The organism is Pseudomonas emilianonis (genome assembly GCF_023072625.1).
GTDB lineage: Bacteria > Pseudomonadota > Gammaproteobacteria > Pseudomonadales > Pseudomonadaceae > Aquipseudomonas > Aquipseudomonas paraveronii.
Genome location: NZ_JAKNRV010000101.1, coordinates 1 through 15,052, shown reverse-complemented (window position 1 = coordinate 15,052; position 15,052 = coordinate 1). Strand labels below are relative to the sequence as shown.

At 61.3% G+C, this 15,052-nt stretch carries 14 protein-coding genes; 5 read left to right on the top strand and 9 right to left on the bottom strand.

Annotated elements, in window-relative coordinates; translation table 11 throughout:
- Positions 1 to 133: 133 nt before the first annotated feature.
- Together tusA and rlmM are read right to left on the bottom strand one after the other, a co-directional pair.
- Positions 134 to 385 (bottom strand): sulfurtransferase TusA, encoded by a 252-nt coding sequence (gene tusA / locus L9Z73_RS12880; protein ID WP_373423728.1) that lies wholly within the window; start codon positions 383 to 385, stop codon positions 134 to 136.
- A 27-nt stretch (positions 386 to 412) separates the two neighbouring features.
- The gene (gene rlmM, locus L9Z73_RS12875; protein WP_247401512.1) at positions 413 to 1,489 is read right to left on the bottom strand and encodes a 23S rRNA (cytidine(2498)-2'-O)-methyltransferase RlmM; all 1,077 of its coding nucleotides are present in this window, start codon (positions 1,487 to 1,489) and stop codon (positions 413 to 415) included.
- 195 nt (positions 1,490 to 1,684) lie between these two features.
- On the opposite strand from rlmM, the gene acnA reads away from it, so the two are divergent.
- A complete protein-coding gene (gene acnA, locus L9Z73_RS12870; RefSeq protein WP_247401507.1) occupies positions 1,685 to 4,426 on the top strand; it encodes an aconitate hydratase AcnA in 2,742 nt (913 codons plus the stop codon).
- Between the two features lie 144 nt (positions 4,427 to 4,570).
- On the opposite strand, the gene L9Z73_RS12865 is transcribed toward acnA, so the two are convergent.
- Positions 4,571 to 5,509, bottom strand: a complete 939-nt coding sequence (locus tag L9Z73_RS12865) for an aspartyl/asparaginyl beta-hydroxylase domain-containing protein (RefSeq protein WP_247401501.1) — start codon at positions 5,507 to 5,509, stop codon at positions 4,571 to 4,573.
- Positions 5,510 to 5,755: 246 nt separating this feature from the next.
- Positions 5,756 to 6,730 (bottom strand): cysteine synthase A, encoded by a 975-nt coding sequence (gene cysK, locus L9Z73_RS12860; RefSeq protein WP_247401498.1) that lies wholly within the window; start codon positions 6,728 to 6,730, stop codon positions 5,756 to 5,758.
- Between the two features lie 124 nt (positions 6,731 to 6,854).
- On the opposite strand from cysK, the gene L9Z73_RS12855 reads away from it, so the two are divergent.
- From L9Z73_RS12855 to L9Z73_RS12845, 3 genes are all read left to right on the top strand, one after another.
- The gene (locus tag L9Z73_RS12855) at positions 6,855 to 7,931 is read left to right on the top strand and encodes a DUF748 domain-containing protein (protein ID WP_247401495.1); all 1,077 of its coding nucleotides are present in this window, start codon (positions 6,855 to 6,857) and stop codon (positions 7,929 to 7,931) included.
- A 97-nt stretch (positions 7,932 to 8,028) separates the two neighbouring features.
- Positions 8,029 to 8,874: an AAA family ATPase gene (locus L9Z73_RS12850; RefSeq protein ID WP_247401493.1), complete on the top strand. Its 846-nt coding sequence runs from the start codon at positions 8,029 to 8,031 to the stop codon at positions 8,872 to 8,874.
- A gap of 11 nt (positions 8,875 to 8,885) precedes the next feature.
- The gene (locus L9Z73_RS12845; RefSeq protein WP_247401491.1) at positions 8,886 to 10,064 is read left to right on the top strand and encodes a vWA domain-containing protein; all 1,179 of its coding nucleotides are present in this window, start codon (positions 8,886 to 8,888) and stop codon (positions 10,062 to 10,064) included.
- A gap of 168 nt (positions 10,065 to 10,232) precedes the next feature.
- Here the strand turns inward: L9Z73_RS12845 and L9Z73_RS12840 are convergent, their stop codons facing one another.
- From L9Z73_RS12840 to L9Z73_RS12830, 3 genes are read right to left on the bottom strand one after another with little or no spacing between them, the layout of a single operon-like run.
- A complete protein-coding gene (locus tag L9Z73_RS12840; RefSeq protein ID WP_247401490.1) occupies positions 10,233 to 11,147 on the bottom strand; it encodes a biotin-dependent carboxyltransferase family protein in 915 nt (304 codons plus the stop codon).
- Positions 11,144 to 11,842 (bottom strand): 5-oxoprolinase subunit B family protein, encoded by a 699-nt coding sequence (locus L9Z73_RS12835; protein ID WP_247401486.1) that lies wholly within the window; start codon positions 11,840 to 11,842, stop codon positions 11,144 to 11,146. The genes L9Z73_RS12840 and L9Z73_RS12835 overlap by 4 nt, the downstream gene beginning before the upstream one ends.
- Positions 11,839 to 12,579 (bottom strand): 5-oxoprolinase subunit PxpA, encoded by a 741-nt coding sequence (locus tag L9Z73_RS12830; RefSeq protein ID WP_247401484.1) that lies wholly within the window; start codon positions 12,577 to 12,579, stop codon positions 11,839 to 11,841. Before L9Z73_RS12830 ends, L9Z73_RS12835 begins: the two co-directional genes overlap by 4 nt.
- Before the next feature lie 175 nt (positions 12,580 to 12,754).
- On the opposite strand from L9Z73_RS12830, the gene L9Z73_RS12825 reads away from it, so the two are divergent.
- Positions 12,755 to 13,669: a LysR family transcriptional regulator gene (locus L9Z73_RS12825; protein ID WP_247401480.1), complete on the top strand. Its 915-nt coding sequence runs from the start codon at positions 12,755 to 12,757 to the stop codon at positions 13,667 to 13,669.
- Between the two features lie 123 nt (positions 13,670 to 13,792).
- On the opposite strand, the gene L9Z73_RS12820 is transcribed toward L9Z73_RS12825, so the two are convergent.
- Positions 13,793 to 14,335, bottom strand: a complete 543-nt coding sequence (locus L9Z73_RS12820) for a DUF2937 family protein (RefSeq protein ID WP_017848756.1) — start codon at positions 14,333 to 14,335, stop codon at positions 13,793 to 13,795.
- Between the two features lie 11 nt (positions 14,336 to 14,346).
- Positions 14,347 to 15,052, bottom strand: a 706-nt coding sequence (locus L9Z73_RS12815; RefSeq protein ID WP_247401477.1) for a class II glutamine amidotransferase, incomplete at its 5' end; no start/stop codon positions are given.

The window sequence follows — 15,052 nt, the reverse complement described above, 5'->3', positions numbered from 1 at the left end:
TGTAGACGCTGCGCTTGTGGCGAGGGCGCTTGCTCCCGCTGGGGTGCGAAGCGCCCCCAAAGCAGGCGACTGCTGCGCAGTCGAACGGGAGCAAGCTCCCTCGCCACGGAGGCGGCGCATACCGGGGTCGGGGTTAAGCCGACTTCTTGCGAATCCAGTACAGGTACGTACCGGCCTGCTCCTGCTGAGCCACCAGTTCGTGGTCGAGGAACACGCAGAACTTGGGAATATCGCGGCGGGTCGACGGGTCGGTCGCGATCACCTTGAGCAGACCGCCAGGCGGCAGGTCGCGGATGTGCTGGTGCAGCATCATTACCGGCTCCGGGCAGTTGAGGCCCGTTGCATCAAGGGTGCCGTCGACGGCGGTGTCGGTCATATCGCTCATTGATTACTCCTGCAGCAGGCGCTCAGTTTAACGGGCCTTGGTTTTCTTCACATCTACCAGGCGGCGCAGGTGGCAGGTCACTTCTTCGCGGTCGTGGTACAGCTGCTTGCAGCCGATCTCCACGCGAATACCACGCGCCTTGAAGCCGTCTTCGATGCGCTCGAGCAAACGCTTGACCTCGGCGTAACGCTGTTTCATCGGCAGTTTCAGGTTGACCACCGCTTCACGGCAATAACCTTCGCCGATCCAGGTTTCCAGCAAGGCGGCGTTGCGTGCCGGTTTTTCGACGATGTCACACACCATCCAGTCCACCGGCTGCTTGGGCACGAAGGTGAAGCCGTCGGCCATCAAATGCTGCACCAGGCCAGTGTCCATCAGGCTTTCGGCCATGGGTCCGTTGTCGATGGCGGTCACCAGCATGCCCCGGTTGACCAACTGCCAGGTCCAGCCGCCGGGCGCGGCGCCCAGGTCGACGCCCGTCATGTCGCCGTGCAGGCGCTCGTCCCACTGGTCGCGGGGGATGAAGTGGTGCCAGGCCTCTTCCAGCTTCAGGGTCGAGCGGCTGGGTGCGTCGCGGGGGAATTTCAGGCGTGGGATACCCATTGGCCACATCGCCGAGTTGTTCGATTCGGCCAAGCCGATGAACGCTTCGCGACCGCTCTTGAAGGTCAGCAGCAGGCGTGGCTTGCTCGGTTCGTCCACCAGCTTGCCGGCGTTGAGCAAGGCTTTGCGCAGGTGGAGTTCGAATTTCTTGCAGAAGTTCGACAGTTCCTTGCCGTCGTTGGTGTCGACCATCTCCAGCCACAGGCTGCCGCACACCGGAAAATCGCGCAGGTGCGCGAGGATCACGCTGATGCGGTCGGTTTCCGGCAGGTCGATGAACACCCCGCGTGCCCATTGCCGCGGGAAGATCAGCTCGGCAAAACGCTGGCCGTGCATCAGGCGCTGGGCGCCGTCTTCTTCGGTGCAGACAAATTCGGCGCAAGCGCTGCCGGTCTTGGCCTTGGCGTAGCCGGAAACGTTCAGGCGCGCGGCGTGCTCCGCGATCTCGGAACAGACCTCGCCTTCAAAACCCGGGCGGCAGTGCATAAAAAGGGTGTTCATCAATTCTCCTGGTGACTCAACGGACGTGCGCTATCGCAATGTCTGTCATGAAAACGCGCGCATGATAGCTGACTTCGGAACCTTGGATCTGTCCATAGAGTCCAGTAATTAGCCAGCTACTGAAAACAGCGCTAGTTTGATAGCTCTGTTCGTCCCGTCAGGTCCGTAGCCGTGCGGACCATAAGGAGTCATGTAATGTCATCCATTGATAGCCTGAGAACCCTTAAAACCCTGCAAATCGACGACAAGACTTATCACTATTTCAGCCTGCCCGAAGCCGCCAAGAGCCTGGGTGACCTGGATAAGCTGCCGATGTCCCTCAAAGTGCTACTGGAAAACCTGCTGCGCTGGGAAGACAACAAAACCGTCACCGGCACCGACCTCAAGGCCATCGCCGCCTGGCTCAAAGAACGCCAGTCCGACCGTGAGATCCAGTACCGCCCGGCCCGCGTGCTGATGCAAGACTTTACCGGGGTGCCCGCCGTGGTCGACCTGGCCGCCATGCGCGCCGCCATGGCCAAGGCCGGTGGCGACCCGCAGCGCATCAACCCGCTGTCGCCGGTGGACCTGGTGATCGACCACTCGGTGATGGTCGACAAGTTCGGTACCACCGGTGCGTTCGAGCAAAACGTCGACATCGAAATGCAGCGCAATGGCGAACGCTACGCCTTCCTGCGCTGGGGCCAGAGCGCCTTCGACAACTTCAGCGTGGTGCCGCCGGGCACCGGTATCTGCCACCAGGTCAACCTCGAATACCTCGGCCGCACCGTGTGGACCAAGGATGAAGACGGCCGTACCTACGCCTTCCCCGACACCCTGGTCGGCACCGATTCCCACACCACCATGATCAACGGCCTCGGCGTGCTTGGCTGGGGCGTGGGCGGGATCGAAGCGGAAGCGGCGATGCTCGGCCAGCCGGTGTCGATGCTGATTCCGGAAGTGATCGGCTTCAAGCTCACCGGCAAATTGAAAGAAGGCATCACCGCCACCGACCTGGTGTTGACCGTCACCCAGATGCTGCGCAAGAAAGGCGTGGTCGGCAAATTCGTCGAGTTCTATGGCGACGGCCTCGCCGACCTGCCCCTGGCGGACCGCGCCACCATCGCCAACATGGCCCCGGAATACGGCGCAACCTGCGGCTTTTTCCCGGTGGATGAGGTGACCCTGGACTACCTGCGCTTGTCCGGTCGTCCTGCGCAGACCGTCAAACTGGTTGAGGCCTACACCAAGGCCCAGGGCCTGTGGCGCAACGCCGGCCAGGAGCCGGTGTTCACCGACAGCCTGGCCCTGGACATGGGCAGCGTCGAAGCCAGCCTCGCCGGGCCGAAACGCCCGCAAGACCGCGTGTCGCTGCCGGATGTCAGCCAGGCGTTCAGCGACTTCCTCGACCTGCAATTCAAACCGACCAACAAAGAAGAAGGCCGCCTCGAAAGCGAAGGCGGTGGCGGGGTCGCCGTGGGCAATGCCGACCTGGTGGGCGAGACCGACTATGAAGATGACGGCCAGACCTATCGCCTGAAAAACGGCGCCGTGGTCATCGCCGCCATCACCTCCTGCACCAACACCTCCAACCCCAGCGTGATGATGGCGGCCGGGCTGGTGGCGAAAAAGGCCGTGGAAAAAGGCCTGACCCGCAAACCCTGGGTGAAAACCTCCCTGGCCCCCGGCTCCAAAGTGGTCACCGACTACTACAAGGCCGCCGGCCTCACTCAATACCTGGACAAGCTCGGCTTTGACCTAGTGGGTTATGGCTGCACCACCTGCATCGGCAACTCCGGCCCGTTGCCCGAGCCGATTGAAAAAGCCATCCAGAAAGCCGACCTAGCCGTGGCGTCGGTGCTGTCCGGCAACCGCAACTTCGAAGGCCGCGTACACCCGCTGGTGAAAACCAACTGGCTGGCCTCGCCGCCGCTGGTCGTGGCGTATGCGTTGGCCGGTACGGTGCGCATCGATATCAGCCGCGAACCGTTGGGCAACGATCAGCAAGGCAATCCGGTCTACCTGAAGGACATCTGGCCGAGCAGCCAGGAAATTGCCGACGCCGTCGCCCAGGTCAGCACCAGCATGTTCCACAAGGAATACGCCGAGGTGTTTGCCGGCGACGAACAGTGGCAGGCGATTGAAGTGCCACAGGCCGCGACCTACGTTTGGCAAAAGGATTCCACCTACATCCAGCACCCGCCGTTCTTCGACGACATCGCCGGCCCGCTGCCGGTGATCAAAGACATCAACGCTGCCAACATCCTGGCCCTGCTGGGCGATTCGGTGACCACCGACCACATCTCCCCCGCCGGCAACATCAAGGCCGACAGCCCCGCCGGTCGCTACCTGCGCGAACAAGGCGTGGAACCGCGTGACTTCAACTCCTACGGCTCACGTCGGGGCAACCATGAAGTGATGATGCGCGGCACCTTCGCCAATATCCGTATCCGCAATGAAATGCTCGGCGGCGAGGAAGGCGGCAACACGCTGTATATCCCCACCGGCGAGAAAATGCCGATCTACGACGCGGCCATGAAGTACCAGGCATCCGCCACACCGCTGGTAGTGATCGCCGGCCAGGAATACGGCACCGGCTCAAGCCGCGACTGGGCGGCCAAGGGCACCAACCTGCTGGGGGTCAAGGCGGTGATCGCCGAGAGTTTCGAACGGATTCACCGCTCCAACCTGGTGGGTATGGGCGTGCTGCCCTTGCAGTTCAAGCTGGACCAGAACCGCAAGGCGCTCAAGCTCACCGGTAAGGAGAAGATCGACATCCTCGGTTTGACCGCTGTGGAGATCGTGCCGCGCATGAACCTGACCCTGGTGATTACCCGCGAGGATGGCAGCAGTGAGAAGATCGATGTGCTGTGCCGGATCGATACCCTCAATGAAGTGGAATACTTCAAGGCCGGGGGCATCCTGCACTATGTGCTGCGCCAGTTGATCGCGTCATAAGGCGATCTCAAAAGCAATGGAGGTCCAATGTGGGAGGGGGCTTGCCCCCGATGGCGGTGGATCAGTCGATACATCTGATGACTGACACACCGCTATCGGGGGCAAGCCCCCTCCCACATTTTTGACCGAGCTCAACCTTTCAGATCAGCCGAAGAGCCACTTCCACAGCAGTACCAAGACGACAACCGCCAGCACCGGCCGCGCAACGCGGTAGGCCTTGGGATGCTTGCGCTTCCACTGCTTGACCACACTGCTGATCTTGTCGCTGAACGACTTGCTCCAGGCGTAGGCCTGGTTGATACCGCCGACGCGTTCGTCATCCACGTTCTGCGGCGCGGTGGCGCGGCCCAGTTGCGCGCTGACCCAGCGGTTGATGCGGGTCATCAGAGGGTTGCTCAGCGGACGTTCGATGTCGCAGAACAAGATCACGCGCGTCTTTTCCGTCTCGTTCTTCACCCAATGTACGTAGGTCTCGTCGAACATCACGTCTTCACCGTCGCGCCAGGCGTATTCCTGGCCATCGACGAAGATGCGGCAGTCGTCGGAGTTCGGCGTGGACAGCCCCAGGTGATAACGCAGGGAACCGGCAAACGGGTCGCGGTGCGGGTTGAGGTGACTGCCGCCCGGCAACAGCGCGAACATCGCGCCCTTGACGTTGGGGATGCTGCTGACCAGCGCTACGGTTTTCGGGCACAGGGCCTCGGCCGACGGCAGCGGTTTGTCGTACCACTTGAGGTAGAAACGCTTCCAGCCCTTCTTGAAGAACGAACCGAAGCCGGCGTCGTTATTCTTTTCGGCAGCGCGGATGTAACCCTCGTCGAACAGGTGCATGGCCTCTTCGCGGATCACTTCCCAGTTGTCCTTGAGCACGTCCAGTTCCGGGAACTTGCTGCGGTCCAGGTACGGCTTGGACGGCACTGCCGAGAACAGGTACATCAAGGCGTTATACGGGGCAAACAGCGCCGAGTGATTGACGAACTGGCGCAACATCGGCAAACGGGCCTTGCCGCGCAGGTGCACGTACAGCGTACTGCCGATAAACACCAGCAACACCGACAGCTTGGCGGCCAAAGAAAAGGTCATGCAGCAACTCCTGGAAATAAGCGCCTGGCCAACAACCTCCCGTCGAGGGGAAACCAGACGTAGCAGCCGGACATGATAAACACTTGGGCCATTATGCAGAAGGCCTTGGTCGACCGGCTGACATACATCAAACCTTGTGGCGAGGGAGCTTGCTCCCGCTGGACTGCGCAGCAGTCCCACTCTTTTAAACAAAGCACAGGGCCGCTTCGCGCCCCAGCGGGAGCAAGCTCCCTCGCCACATTTGCATCAAGCCTGGTTTTCTTGATCGGTAAACAAATCACTGAACAGCATGCTCGACAGGTAGCGCTCGCCGGAGTCCGGCAGGATCACCACGATGGTCTTGCCCTGCATTTCCGGCTTCTCGGCCAGGCGCACGGCGACCGCCATGGCCGCGCCGCAGGAGATCCCGCACAGAATCCCCTCTTCCCGCATCAGGCGCAGGGCCATGGCCTTGGATTCTTCGTCGCTCACCAGCTCCACGCGGTCGATCATCGACAGGTCGAGGTTCTTCGGCACGAACCCGGCGCCAATGCCCTGGATCTTGTGCGGGCTGGGCTTGATCTCTTCACCGGCCAGCGCCTGGGTGATCACCGGCGATACGATCGGCTCGACGGCTACCGACAGAATCGGCTTGCCCGCAGTGTTCTTGATGTAGCGCGACACCCCGGTAATCGTACCGCCGGTGCCCACGCCCGCCACCAACACGTCGACGGCGCCGTCGGTGTCGTTCCAGATTTCCGGGCCGGTGGTTTTTTCGTGGATCGCCGGGTTGGCCGGGTTTTCGAACTGTGCCGGCATGTAGTAGGTGGCCGGGTCGCTGGCGAGGATTTCCGCAGCTTTGTCGATTGCGCCCTTCATGCCCTTGGCCGGCTCGGTCAGCACCAGTTCGGCGCCCAGGGCCTTGAGCACTTTGCGGCGTTCGATGCTCATCGACGCGGGCATGGTCAGTACCAGTTTGTAGCCACGGGCGGCGGCGACAAACGCCAGGCCGATACCGGTGTTGCCCGAGGTGGGTTCGACAATGGTCATGCCCGGCTTGAGTTTGCCGGTGCTTTCCGCGTCCCAGATCATGTTCGCGCCAATGCGGCACTTCACCGAATACCCCGGGTTACGCCCTTCGATCTTGGCCAGGATGGTCACGCCACGCGGTGCGATGCGGTTGATCTGAACCAGGGGCGTGTTACCGATGGAGTGCGCGTTGTCTGCAAAAATGCGGCTCATGACGGGTCCTTGAGGCGGCTTGAAGAAAGCCCCAAGGGTATGCCTCGTCTTCCAAAGCGTCCAGTCAGAGGAACGTTGGCAGCATCACAACAGTCAATCTCCTACACGCACGGAGATCTGCCCCATGAAACGTCGCTACAGTTGGCCGATTTGGACCATCGCTACGCTGGTGGTGGTGCTGGTTGCGCTGGACCTCGCCCTGCCCTACCTGGTGCGTAACTACCTGAATGACAAGCTCGCCGACATGGGCGACTACCGTGGCCAGATCACCGATGTGGACCTGGCCCTGTGGCGCGGCGCCTACCGGATCAATGGCCTGCAGATCGTCAAAGTCGACGGCAAGGTGCCGGTGCCCTTCGTCAAGGCGCCGTTGATCGACCTGTCGGTAAGCTGGCATTCGCTGTGGTACGACCATGCCGTGGTGGCCAAGGTCCAGTTCATCCAGCCCGAGCTGAACTTTGTCGACGGCGGAGCCAACAAAGCGGCGTCCCAGACCGGCCAGGGCACCGACTGGCGCGCGCAACTGAGCAAATTGTTGCCGATCACCCTTAACGAAGTGCGCATCCAGGACGGCAAGATCGCCTTCCACAACTTCAGCTCCAAGCCGCCGGTGAATATCAATGCCACCTCGGTTAACGCCAGCGTCTATAACCTGACCAATGTCGTTGACGTCAAAGGCAAGCGTGACGCCAGCTTCGACGGCAAAGCCCTGCTGCAGGGCCAGGCGCCGCTGGAAGCCACCGCCACTTTTGACCCACTGAGCAATTTCGAAGACTTTGAATTTCGCTTTCGCGCACGCGATTTGCAGCTCAAGCGCATGAATGACTTCGCCTCGGCCTATGGCAAATTCGACTTCAAGGCCGGCACCGGCGACGTGGTAATCGAAGCCCAGGCGCAGAAAGGCCAACTGACCGGCTACATCAAGCCGCTGCTGCGTGATGTGGAAGTGTTCGACTGGCAGCAGGACGTGCAAAACAAGGACAAGAACATCTTCCGCTCGATCTGGGAAGCCGTGGTCGGCGCCAGCGAAACCGTGCTGAAGAACCAGAGCAAAAACCAGTTCGCCACCCGTGTTGAGCTGAGCGGCAGCGTACACCAGCAAGATATCAGCGCATTCTCCGCGTTTTTGCAGATTTTGCGTAACGGGTTCATCCAGGCATTCAATGCGCGGTATGAACAGCCCAAGCCATCGGCGGATTAAGCTGACCGGCCATTCAGAGACTGAATAACCCGTCTGCGTTCACAGTCGCCGGGGCCGCACGGTATAGTCGGGCATTGATGAATTCGAGGAATGACCGATGAAGTTCGAAGGCACCCCGGCCTACGTTGCCACCGATGACCTGAAACTGGCCGTCAACGCTGCCATCACCCTGGAGCGTCCGCTGCTGGTCAAGGGCGAGCCGGGCACCGGCAAGACCATGCTCGCCGAGCAACTGGCCGAATCCTTCGGCGCCAAGCTGATCACCTGGCACATCAAGTCCACCACCAAGGCCCACCAGGGCTTGTATGAGTACGACGCGGTCAGCCGCCTGCGCGACTCGCAGTTGGGCGTGGACAAGGTGCACGACGTGCGCAACTACCTGAAGAAGGGCAAGCTCTGGGAGGCCTTCGAGTCCGAGGAGCGGGTGATCCTGCTGATCGATGAAATCGACAAGGCCGACATCGAGTTCCCCAACGACCTGCTGCAAGAACTCGACAAGATGGAGTTCTACGTCTACGAAATCGACGAGACCATCAAGGCCAAGAAGCGCCCGATCATCATCATCACCTCCAACAATGAAAAAGAGCTGCCGGACGCGTTCCTGCGCCGCTGCTTCTTCCATTACATCGCCTTCCCCGACCGCACCACCCTGCAAAAAATCGTCGACGTGCATTACCCCAACATCAAGAAAGACCTGGTCAGCGAAGCGCTGGACGTGTTCTTCGACGTGCGCAAAGTCCCGGGCCTGAAGAAAAAGCCCTCCACCTCCGAACTGGTCGACTGGCTCAAGCTGCTGATGGCCGACAATATCGGCGAAGCCGTATTGCGCGAACGCGACCCGACCAAGGCCATCCCGCCCCTGGCCGGTGCGCTGGTGAAGAACGAGCAGGACGTGCAATTGCTCGAGCGCCTGGCGTTCATGAGCCGTCGCGGTAACCGATAAGGGCGCCTGCCATGTTGCTCAACCTGTTCAATGAAATGCGTGCCGCCAAAGTGCCGGTATCGGTGCGCGAGCTGCTCGACCTGATCAACGCCCTGAAACAGCGGGTGACCTTCGCCGACATGGACGAGTTTTACTACTTGGCCCGGGCGATCCTGGTCAAGGACGAACGCCATTTCGACAAGTTCGACCGCGCCTTCAGCGCCTATTTCAACGGTCTGGAAAAGCTCGACGAGCACCTGCAGGCGCTGATCCCCGAAGACTGGCTGCGCAAGGAGTTCGAACGCTCGCTGAGCGACGAAGAACGCGCGCAGATCCAGTCCCTCGGCGGCCTGGACAAGCTGATCGAGGAATTCAAGAAACGCCTGGAAGAACAGAAAGAGCGCCACGCCGGCGGCAACAAATGGATTGGCACCGGCGGCACCAGCCCGTTCGGCTCCGGCGGCTACAACCCGGAAGGCATCCGCGTCGGCGATGCGGGCAAGCGCCAGGGCAAGGCGGTCAAGGTTTGGGAGCAGCGCGAGTACAAGAACCTCGACGACCAGGTGGAACTGGGCACGCGCAACATCAAGATCGCCCTGCGCCGCCTGCGCAAGTTCGCACGCCAGGGTGCAGCGGAAGAGCTGGATATCGACGGCACCATCGACCACACCGCCCGCGATGCCGGCTTGCTGAACATCCAGATGCGTCCGGAGCGGCGCAACACCATCAAGCTGCTATTGCTGTTCGACATCGGCGGCTCGATGGACGCCCACGTGAAGACCTGCGAAGAGCTGTTCTCCGCGTGCAAGACCGAGTTCAAGCACTTGGAGTACTTCTACTTCCACAACTTCGTGTACGAGTCGGTATGGAAGAACAACCAGCGCCGCACCTCGGAACGCACCTCCACCCAGGACCTGTTGCACAAGTATGGCGCCGATTACAAAGTGATCTTTATCGGCGACGCGTCGATGGCCCCGTATGAAATCACCCAGGCCGGCGGCAGCGTCGAGCATTGGAATGAAGAGCCAGGGTATGTGTGGATGCAGCGCTTCATGGCCAAGTACAAGAAGCTGATCTGGATAAACCCGTACCCCAAGGACACCTGGGGTTATACGGCGTCGACCGGGATTGTGCGGGAGTTGATCGAGGATCAGATGTATCCGTTGACGCTACGCGGGCTGGAAGAAGGCATGCGGTTTCTTTCCAAATAAACCGATATCTCCCATTCAACCCAACACCAATGTGGGAGGGGCGGTGCGACGATTCGACTTGCCCCCGATAGCAGTGTGTCAGTCAATACATCAGTGACTGAACCACCGCTATCGGGAGCAAGTCGAATCGTCGCACCGCCCCTCCCACAGTTTAGATTTCAGTGTTCTTCAGGCGGCGGTGAAGCGCTGCAAAAAGTCCACATGCTGCCTATGCGCCGTCTCCTGCACCACCGGTGCCAACCGCACCTTCTCCCCTGGCACACACTGCGCCAGCCGCGCCAGTGCCAACGGCGTCAACGCCCCCAGGCGCGGGTAGCCGCCGATGGTCTGCCGGTCATTGAGCAACACAATCGGCTGCCCGTCCGGCGGCACCTGGATCGCGCCCAGCGGGATCCCCTCAGAGATCAACGACGGCCCCTGGTATTCAAGCGGCGTGCCCAGCAAGCGCATGCCCATACGGTCGGCGCGGCTGTCGAGGGTCCATTCGGTGTTGAACGCATCGAACAGACTCTGCCCGCTGAACTGGCCGATCTGCGCGCCGACAATCACATCCAACGGCGCCTTGGCCGGCAATGCGATTGTGCTCAACACTTTCATCGCACCGCCCGTGCCGGAATAAGCCAGTCGCCCGCCTTGCGCCAACGGTTTGCCGAAACCGTCCAGCCCGCCGAGCTCCTCACGCACCACGGTGGCACAGCTGCCCAGCACCTGCGGCGCATCAAACCCGCCCGGCGCCGACAGGTACGCCCGCGCGCCGCTGAACGGCTGGGTAAAGCGCAGCCGCTGGCCCTTTTGCAGGATAAAACTACGCCCGGGGCTGATGGCGCGCTCATCGATGTAGGCGCCCAAGTCCGCACCGGCCAAGGCCAGCAGGCAATAGTCCTCGGCCTGCACGGTAAAACCGCCCAGGGTGATTTCCACCACCGGCGCATCCAGGGCGTTGTCCAGCAGCCAATTGGCCCAGGACATCGACACCCAATCCAGCGCGCCGCCTTGGGTCACGCCCAGGTGTCGCACGCCAAAGCGGCCGGTGTCCTGCAACAGGCACAGCGGGGTGCTGGCCTCAATGATCAAGCCGCTCATGCCTGCGCCTCCAACGGCGTGTCATCGCCACCCAGCTTGATGAATTCGGCGTGGTCGACCGCCTCGAAGCGCACCGTATCGCCGGGCTGCATCAGGCTGTAACCGTCGCGGTCGAACAGTTGGGTCGGGGTGCGACCGATCAGGTTCCAGCCGCCGGGAGAGACCACTGGGTAGGCGGCCGTTTGCCGTTCGGCGATGCCGACACTGCCGGCCGCCACGCGTTTGCGCGGGGTGTTGAGCCGAGGGGTGGCGAGGCATTCATCCACCAGCCCCATAAAGGCAAAACCGGGAGCAAAACCGAGGGCGAACACCTGGTATTCGTGGGCGCTGTGGCGGCGGATCACCTCATCGACCGCCAGGCCACTGCGCTGGCTGAGCAAGATCAGCTCGGGCCCGACGCTCAGGTCGTACCACACCGGCAGCACATGGCAGTGGCCGCTGCCCCGGGCCTGGGGTTGCAGGTCGGTGAGGGCCTGGCCGATCAATTCCCGCGCCTGGGCCGGGTTCAACACGGTGAGATCGTAATGCACCATCAAGGTGGTGTAGGACGGCACCAGGTCCACCAATGCCGCACCAAACCCTTGCCGCAGACGCTGGGTAGCGGCAAGCATCCACGGCATATTGGCTTCGGCGATCACCTCAAACAGACGCACCATCAAGCAGTCGATGGCCACCACTTCGATGCGTGGCTTCATTGGCACTTTAACGCCTCGCGAATGCGCTGCACGGCGGCGACCGAACTGGCGTTATCGCCATGCACGCACAGGGTATTGGCCCGCAGGAGCAAAGGGCTGCCGTCGCTGGCGGACAAGGGTTCGCCACGGGAAATGGTCAGGGATTGCTGGATGATGGTCTCGGTATCGTGGTGTACCGCGCCCGGTAATTGGCGGGAAACCAGATGGCCGTTGTTGTCGTAGGCGCGGTCGGCGAAGGCCTCGAACCACAGGATCACGCCATATTCGTCGCCCAGCGCCTGGGCCGCGCTGTTGTCACGGGTGGCCAGCAGCATCAGCGGCAGGTCGCCGTAAGTCGCGACAGCCTCGATCACCGCACGCAACTGCGCGGGGTTGGCCATCATGTCGTTGTACATTGCGCCATGGGGTTTGACGTAGCTGACCCGTCCGCCCTGGGCGCGACAGATGCCGTCGAGCGCGCCGATCTGGTAGTGCAACAGGTCCTGGATTTCCTCAGGCGTGTAGGCCATGGAACGGCGACCAAAACCTTGCAGGTCCTGATACGCCGGGTGCGCACCAACCAGCACACCATGCTTGAGCGCCAGGCTGACGGTCTTGCGCATGATGCTCGGGTCGCCGGCATGGAAGCCGCAGGCCACGTTGGCGCAATCAATGAACGGCATAACCTCGGCGTCCAGACCCAGGGTCCAGTTGCCAAAACTTTCGCCGATGTCGCAATTCAATAGCAGGCGGCTCACGCTGGTTACTCCTGTAGGCTTTGTTTTTTTGTAGTGTGGGATCTTTTACACAAGACTCGCAACTTGTCCTGACACCCCAACGACGCTTATCGTGGAACGGCTCGATTTTTGGCGTTTGCCCGGTGCGGCGTCCAACTAATAAAAACCGATCCATGCATAAGAAAAAGTTGATCCCATGAATTTGAAGTTCCTCGAAACCTTCGTCTGGGTGGCCAAGCTCAAGAGTTTCCGCCTGACCGCCGAGAAACTGTTCACCACCCAGGCCTCGATCTCCAGCCGCATCGCCGTGCTGGAGAGCGAACTGGGGGTGAAACTGTTTCTGCGTGACTCACGCGGCGTCAGCCTGACGCCGGAAGGCTTGAAGGTACTCGATTACGCCGAGCAAATGATGGTGACCATGCAGGGCTTGAAACAGTCCCTGGAGACCACCAGCAGCAAGGTCGGGCGGATTCGTATCGGTGCAATGGACACGGTGATCCACACCTGGCTGAGCCCGTTGGTCGCAGAATTGATGGACCATTTCCCACGGGTGGAAATCGAGTTGGTCGCCGATACCGCACTCAACCTCAGCGACCAACTGCAAAAAGGTTTCCTCGATCTGATCCTGCAAACGGACCTGCTGCGCCTGGAAACCGTGCGCAGCCTGGAACTGGGCAGCCACCCCATGGCCTGGATCGTCGCCAGCCAGTCGATCTACAACCGCGACTACGCCTCCCTCGCCGAACTGGCCCAAGAACGCATCATCACCTACTCGAAAAATTCCCACCCGCACCAGGATGTCTTGAGCCTGATGCAGGCCAACGGCGTCGCCGCACCGCGTATGAACTGCGTGAATTCGGTGTCGGCCATTACCCGCTTGCTGCGCGATGGTTTCGGCATTGGTGCACTGCCGCCTGTGTTAGTGCTCGAAGAGCTGGCGCGCGGAGAACTGGTGATGCTGCCCATGACGCAGAAGCTGCCGAATTTGCAGGTGGTGGTGTCGTGGCGCGTGGGGGTGGAACTGGTGGAGGAGATTGTGGGGTTGTGCCAGAAGGTCGTTGCCCGCTATGCCGAGGAAGTCGGCGAAGAGCGGATGGTAATGAGCAACTGAAGGAACTCAATCCAAATGTGGGAGGGGGCTTGCCCCCGATAGCAGGGTGTCAGTCAGCCTATTTTTAGCTGACCCACCGCTATCGGGGGCAAGCCCCCTCCCACATTGGATTTGTATCAGTCTTCAGAGCCCCTTGAGGTCGCGCTCTTCGATCGGCCGGCTCTGGCGTAGACGCTTGCCGCCCAACACCACCCAGTCGATCAAGCGGAACAGGCACTCCAGGCCGAACGACAACAACATCGCGCCGCCCAGGCCCCAGCCCATGGCTTCGGGGGTCAGCAGGATCTGGTAGCTGTAACCGTTCCAGGTTTCCAGGCGGATCGCCGGGTCGGCCGCCACCGCCACCTGCAGGGCGCGGATGTACCAGGGGCCTTGCATGGCCTGGAATTGCTTGTCCAACGCCAACTGGCGATCCAATAACGTGCCGAGGCTGTTGGCATCGCTACGAAACACCGGGTCGTCGCTGGCGCGGTAGTGGGCCACCAGGGCCTGCAAGTCGCCGTTGAAGAACTGTTGCGCGGTGGATTCAAAGCCGCGCAGGCCGGTCTGGGCCTCGATCAGGTGGGCTTCGACGCGCTTGGCGTAGTCATTGATAAACCCCGGCACTTGCACACCGACCAACAAGCCAATGGCAAACAACACCAACCGCAGATAGCTGAGCAACATAGTCGACTTCCTTACTCGGTAATGCCCTGGCTGACGCATTCACCGCGCCGCCACAGGCTCCACTGGCCCGGTTCGTAGCGGGTCCAGTTTTCGTTGTCGGTCAGGGGTTCGGTGGCGATCACCGTGACCACATCATTAGGCGTTGTTTCGGCCTGAAAATCGACGATCACGTCGACATCTTTCAAGCGCGCCGGGCCAAACGGGGCGCGTCGGGTAATCTGCGCCAGTTTGGTCGAGCAGTAGCAAAACAACCAATCACCGTCGCTGAGCAGGCAGTTGAACACACCTTTGCTGCGATATTCGGCGCAGGCGGCGATCAGGTCCGGCAGCATCTGCTCGATGTCCACCGGCTCCGGGAACGCCTCGCGGACCCGGTTGAGCAAGTCGCAGAACGCCGCTTCGCTGTCGGTGTCGCCCACCGGGCGGTAAAACGTGGCGCGTGGGTTGAAGTCCGCCAATTGGCCGTTGTGCGCAAAGCACCAGTTACGCCCCCACAGTTCGCGCACGAACGGGTGGGTATTGGACAGGCACACCTTGCCGACGTTGGCCTGGCGGATATGGCCGATCACCACTTCACTTTTGATGGGATAACGCTGCACCAACAACGCGACTTCCGACTCGCTGCTCGCGGCCGGGTCCTGGAACAGGCGCAGGCCGCGGCCTTCATAGAAGGCGATGCCCCAACCGTCGCGGTGGGGGCCGGTACGCCCGCCGCGC

Excerpts from the sequence above, each read along its gene's own strand:
- L9Z73_RS12820 (WP_017848756.1), bottom strand. The coding sequence starts at position 14,335 with ATGTTGCTCAGCTATCTGCGGTTGGTGTTGTTTGCCATTGGCTTGTTG.
- rlmM (WP_247401512.1), bottom strand. The coding sequence starts at position 1,489 with ATGAACACCCTTTTTATGCACTGCCGCCCGGGTTTTGAAGGCGAGGTC.
- L9Z73_RS12825 (WP_247401480.1), top strand. The coding sequence starts at position 12,755 with ATGAATTTGAAGTTCCTCGAAACCTTCGTCTGGGTGGCCAAGCTCAAG.
- cysK (WP_247401498.1), bottom strand. The coding sequence starts at position 6,730 with ATGAGCCGCATTTTTGCAGACAACGCGCACTCCATCGGTAACACGCCC.
- L9Z73_RS12840 (WP_247401490.1), bottom strand. The coding sequence starts at position 11,147 with ATGAGCGGCTTGATCATTGAGGCCAGCACCCCGCTGTGCCTGTTGCAG.
- L9Z73_RS12835 (WP_247401486.1), bottom strand. The coding sequence starts at position 11,842 with ATGAAGCCACGCATCGAAGTGGTGGCCATCGACTGCTTGATGGTGCGT.
- L9Z73_RS12850 (WP_247401493.1), top strand. The coding sequence starts at position 8,029 with ATGAAGTTCGAAGGCACCCCGGCCTACGTTGCCACCGATGACCTGAAA.
- acnA (WP_247401507.1), top strand. The coding sequence starts at position 1,685 with ATGTCATCCATTGATAGCCTGAGAACCCTTAAAACCCTGCAAATCGAC.
- L9Z73_RS12855 (WP_247401495.1), top strand. The coding sequence starts at position 6,855 with ATGAAACGTCGCTACAGTTGGCCGATTTGGACCATCGCTACGCTGGTG.
- L9Z73_RS12845 (WP_247401491.1), top strand. The coding sequence starts at position 8,886 with ATGTTGCTCAACCTGTTCAATGAAATGCGTGCCGCCAAAGTGCCGGTA.
- L9Z73_RS12865 (WP_247401501.1), bottom strand. The coding sequence starts at position 5,509 with ATGACCTTTTCTTTGGCCGCCAAGCTGTCGGTGTTGCTGGTGTTTATC.
- tusA (WP_373423728.1), bottom strand. The coding sequence starts at position 385 with ATGAGCGATATGACCGACACCGCCGTCGACGGCACCCTTGATGCAACG.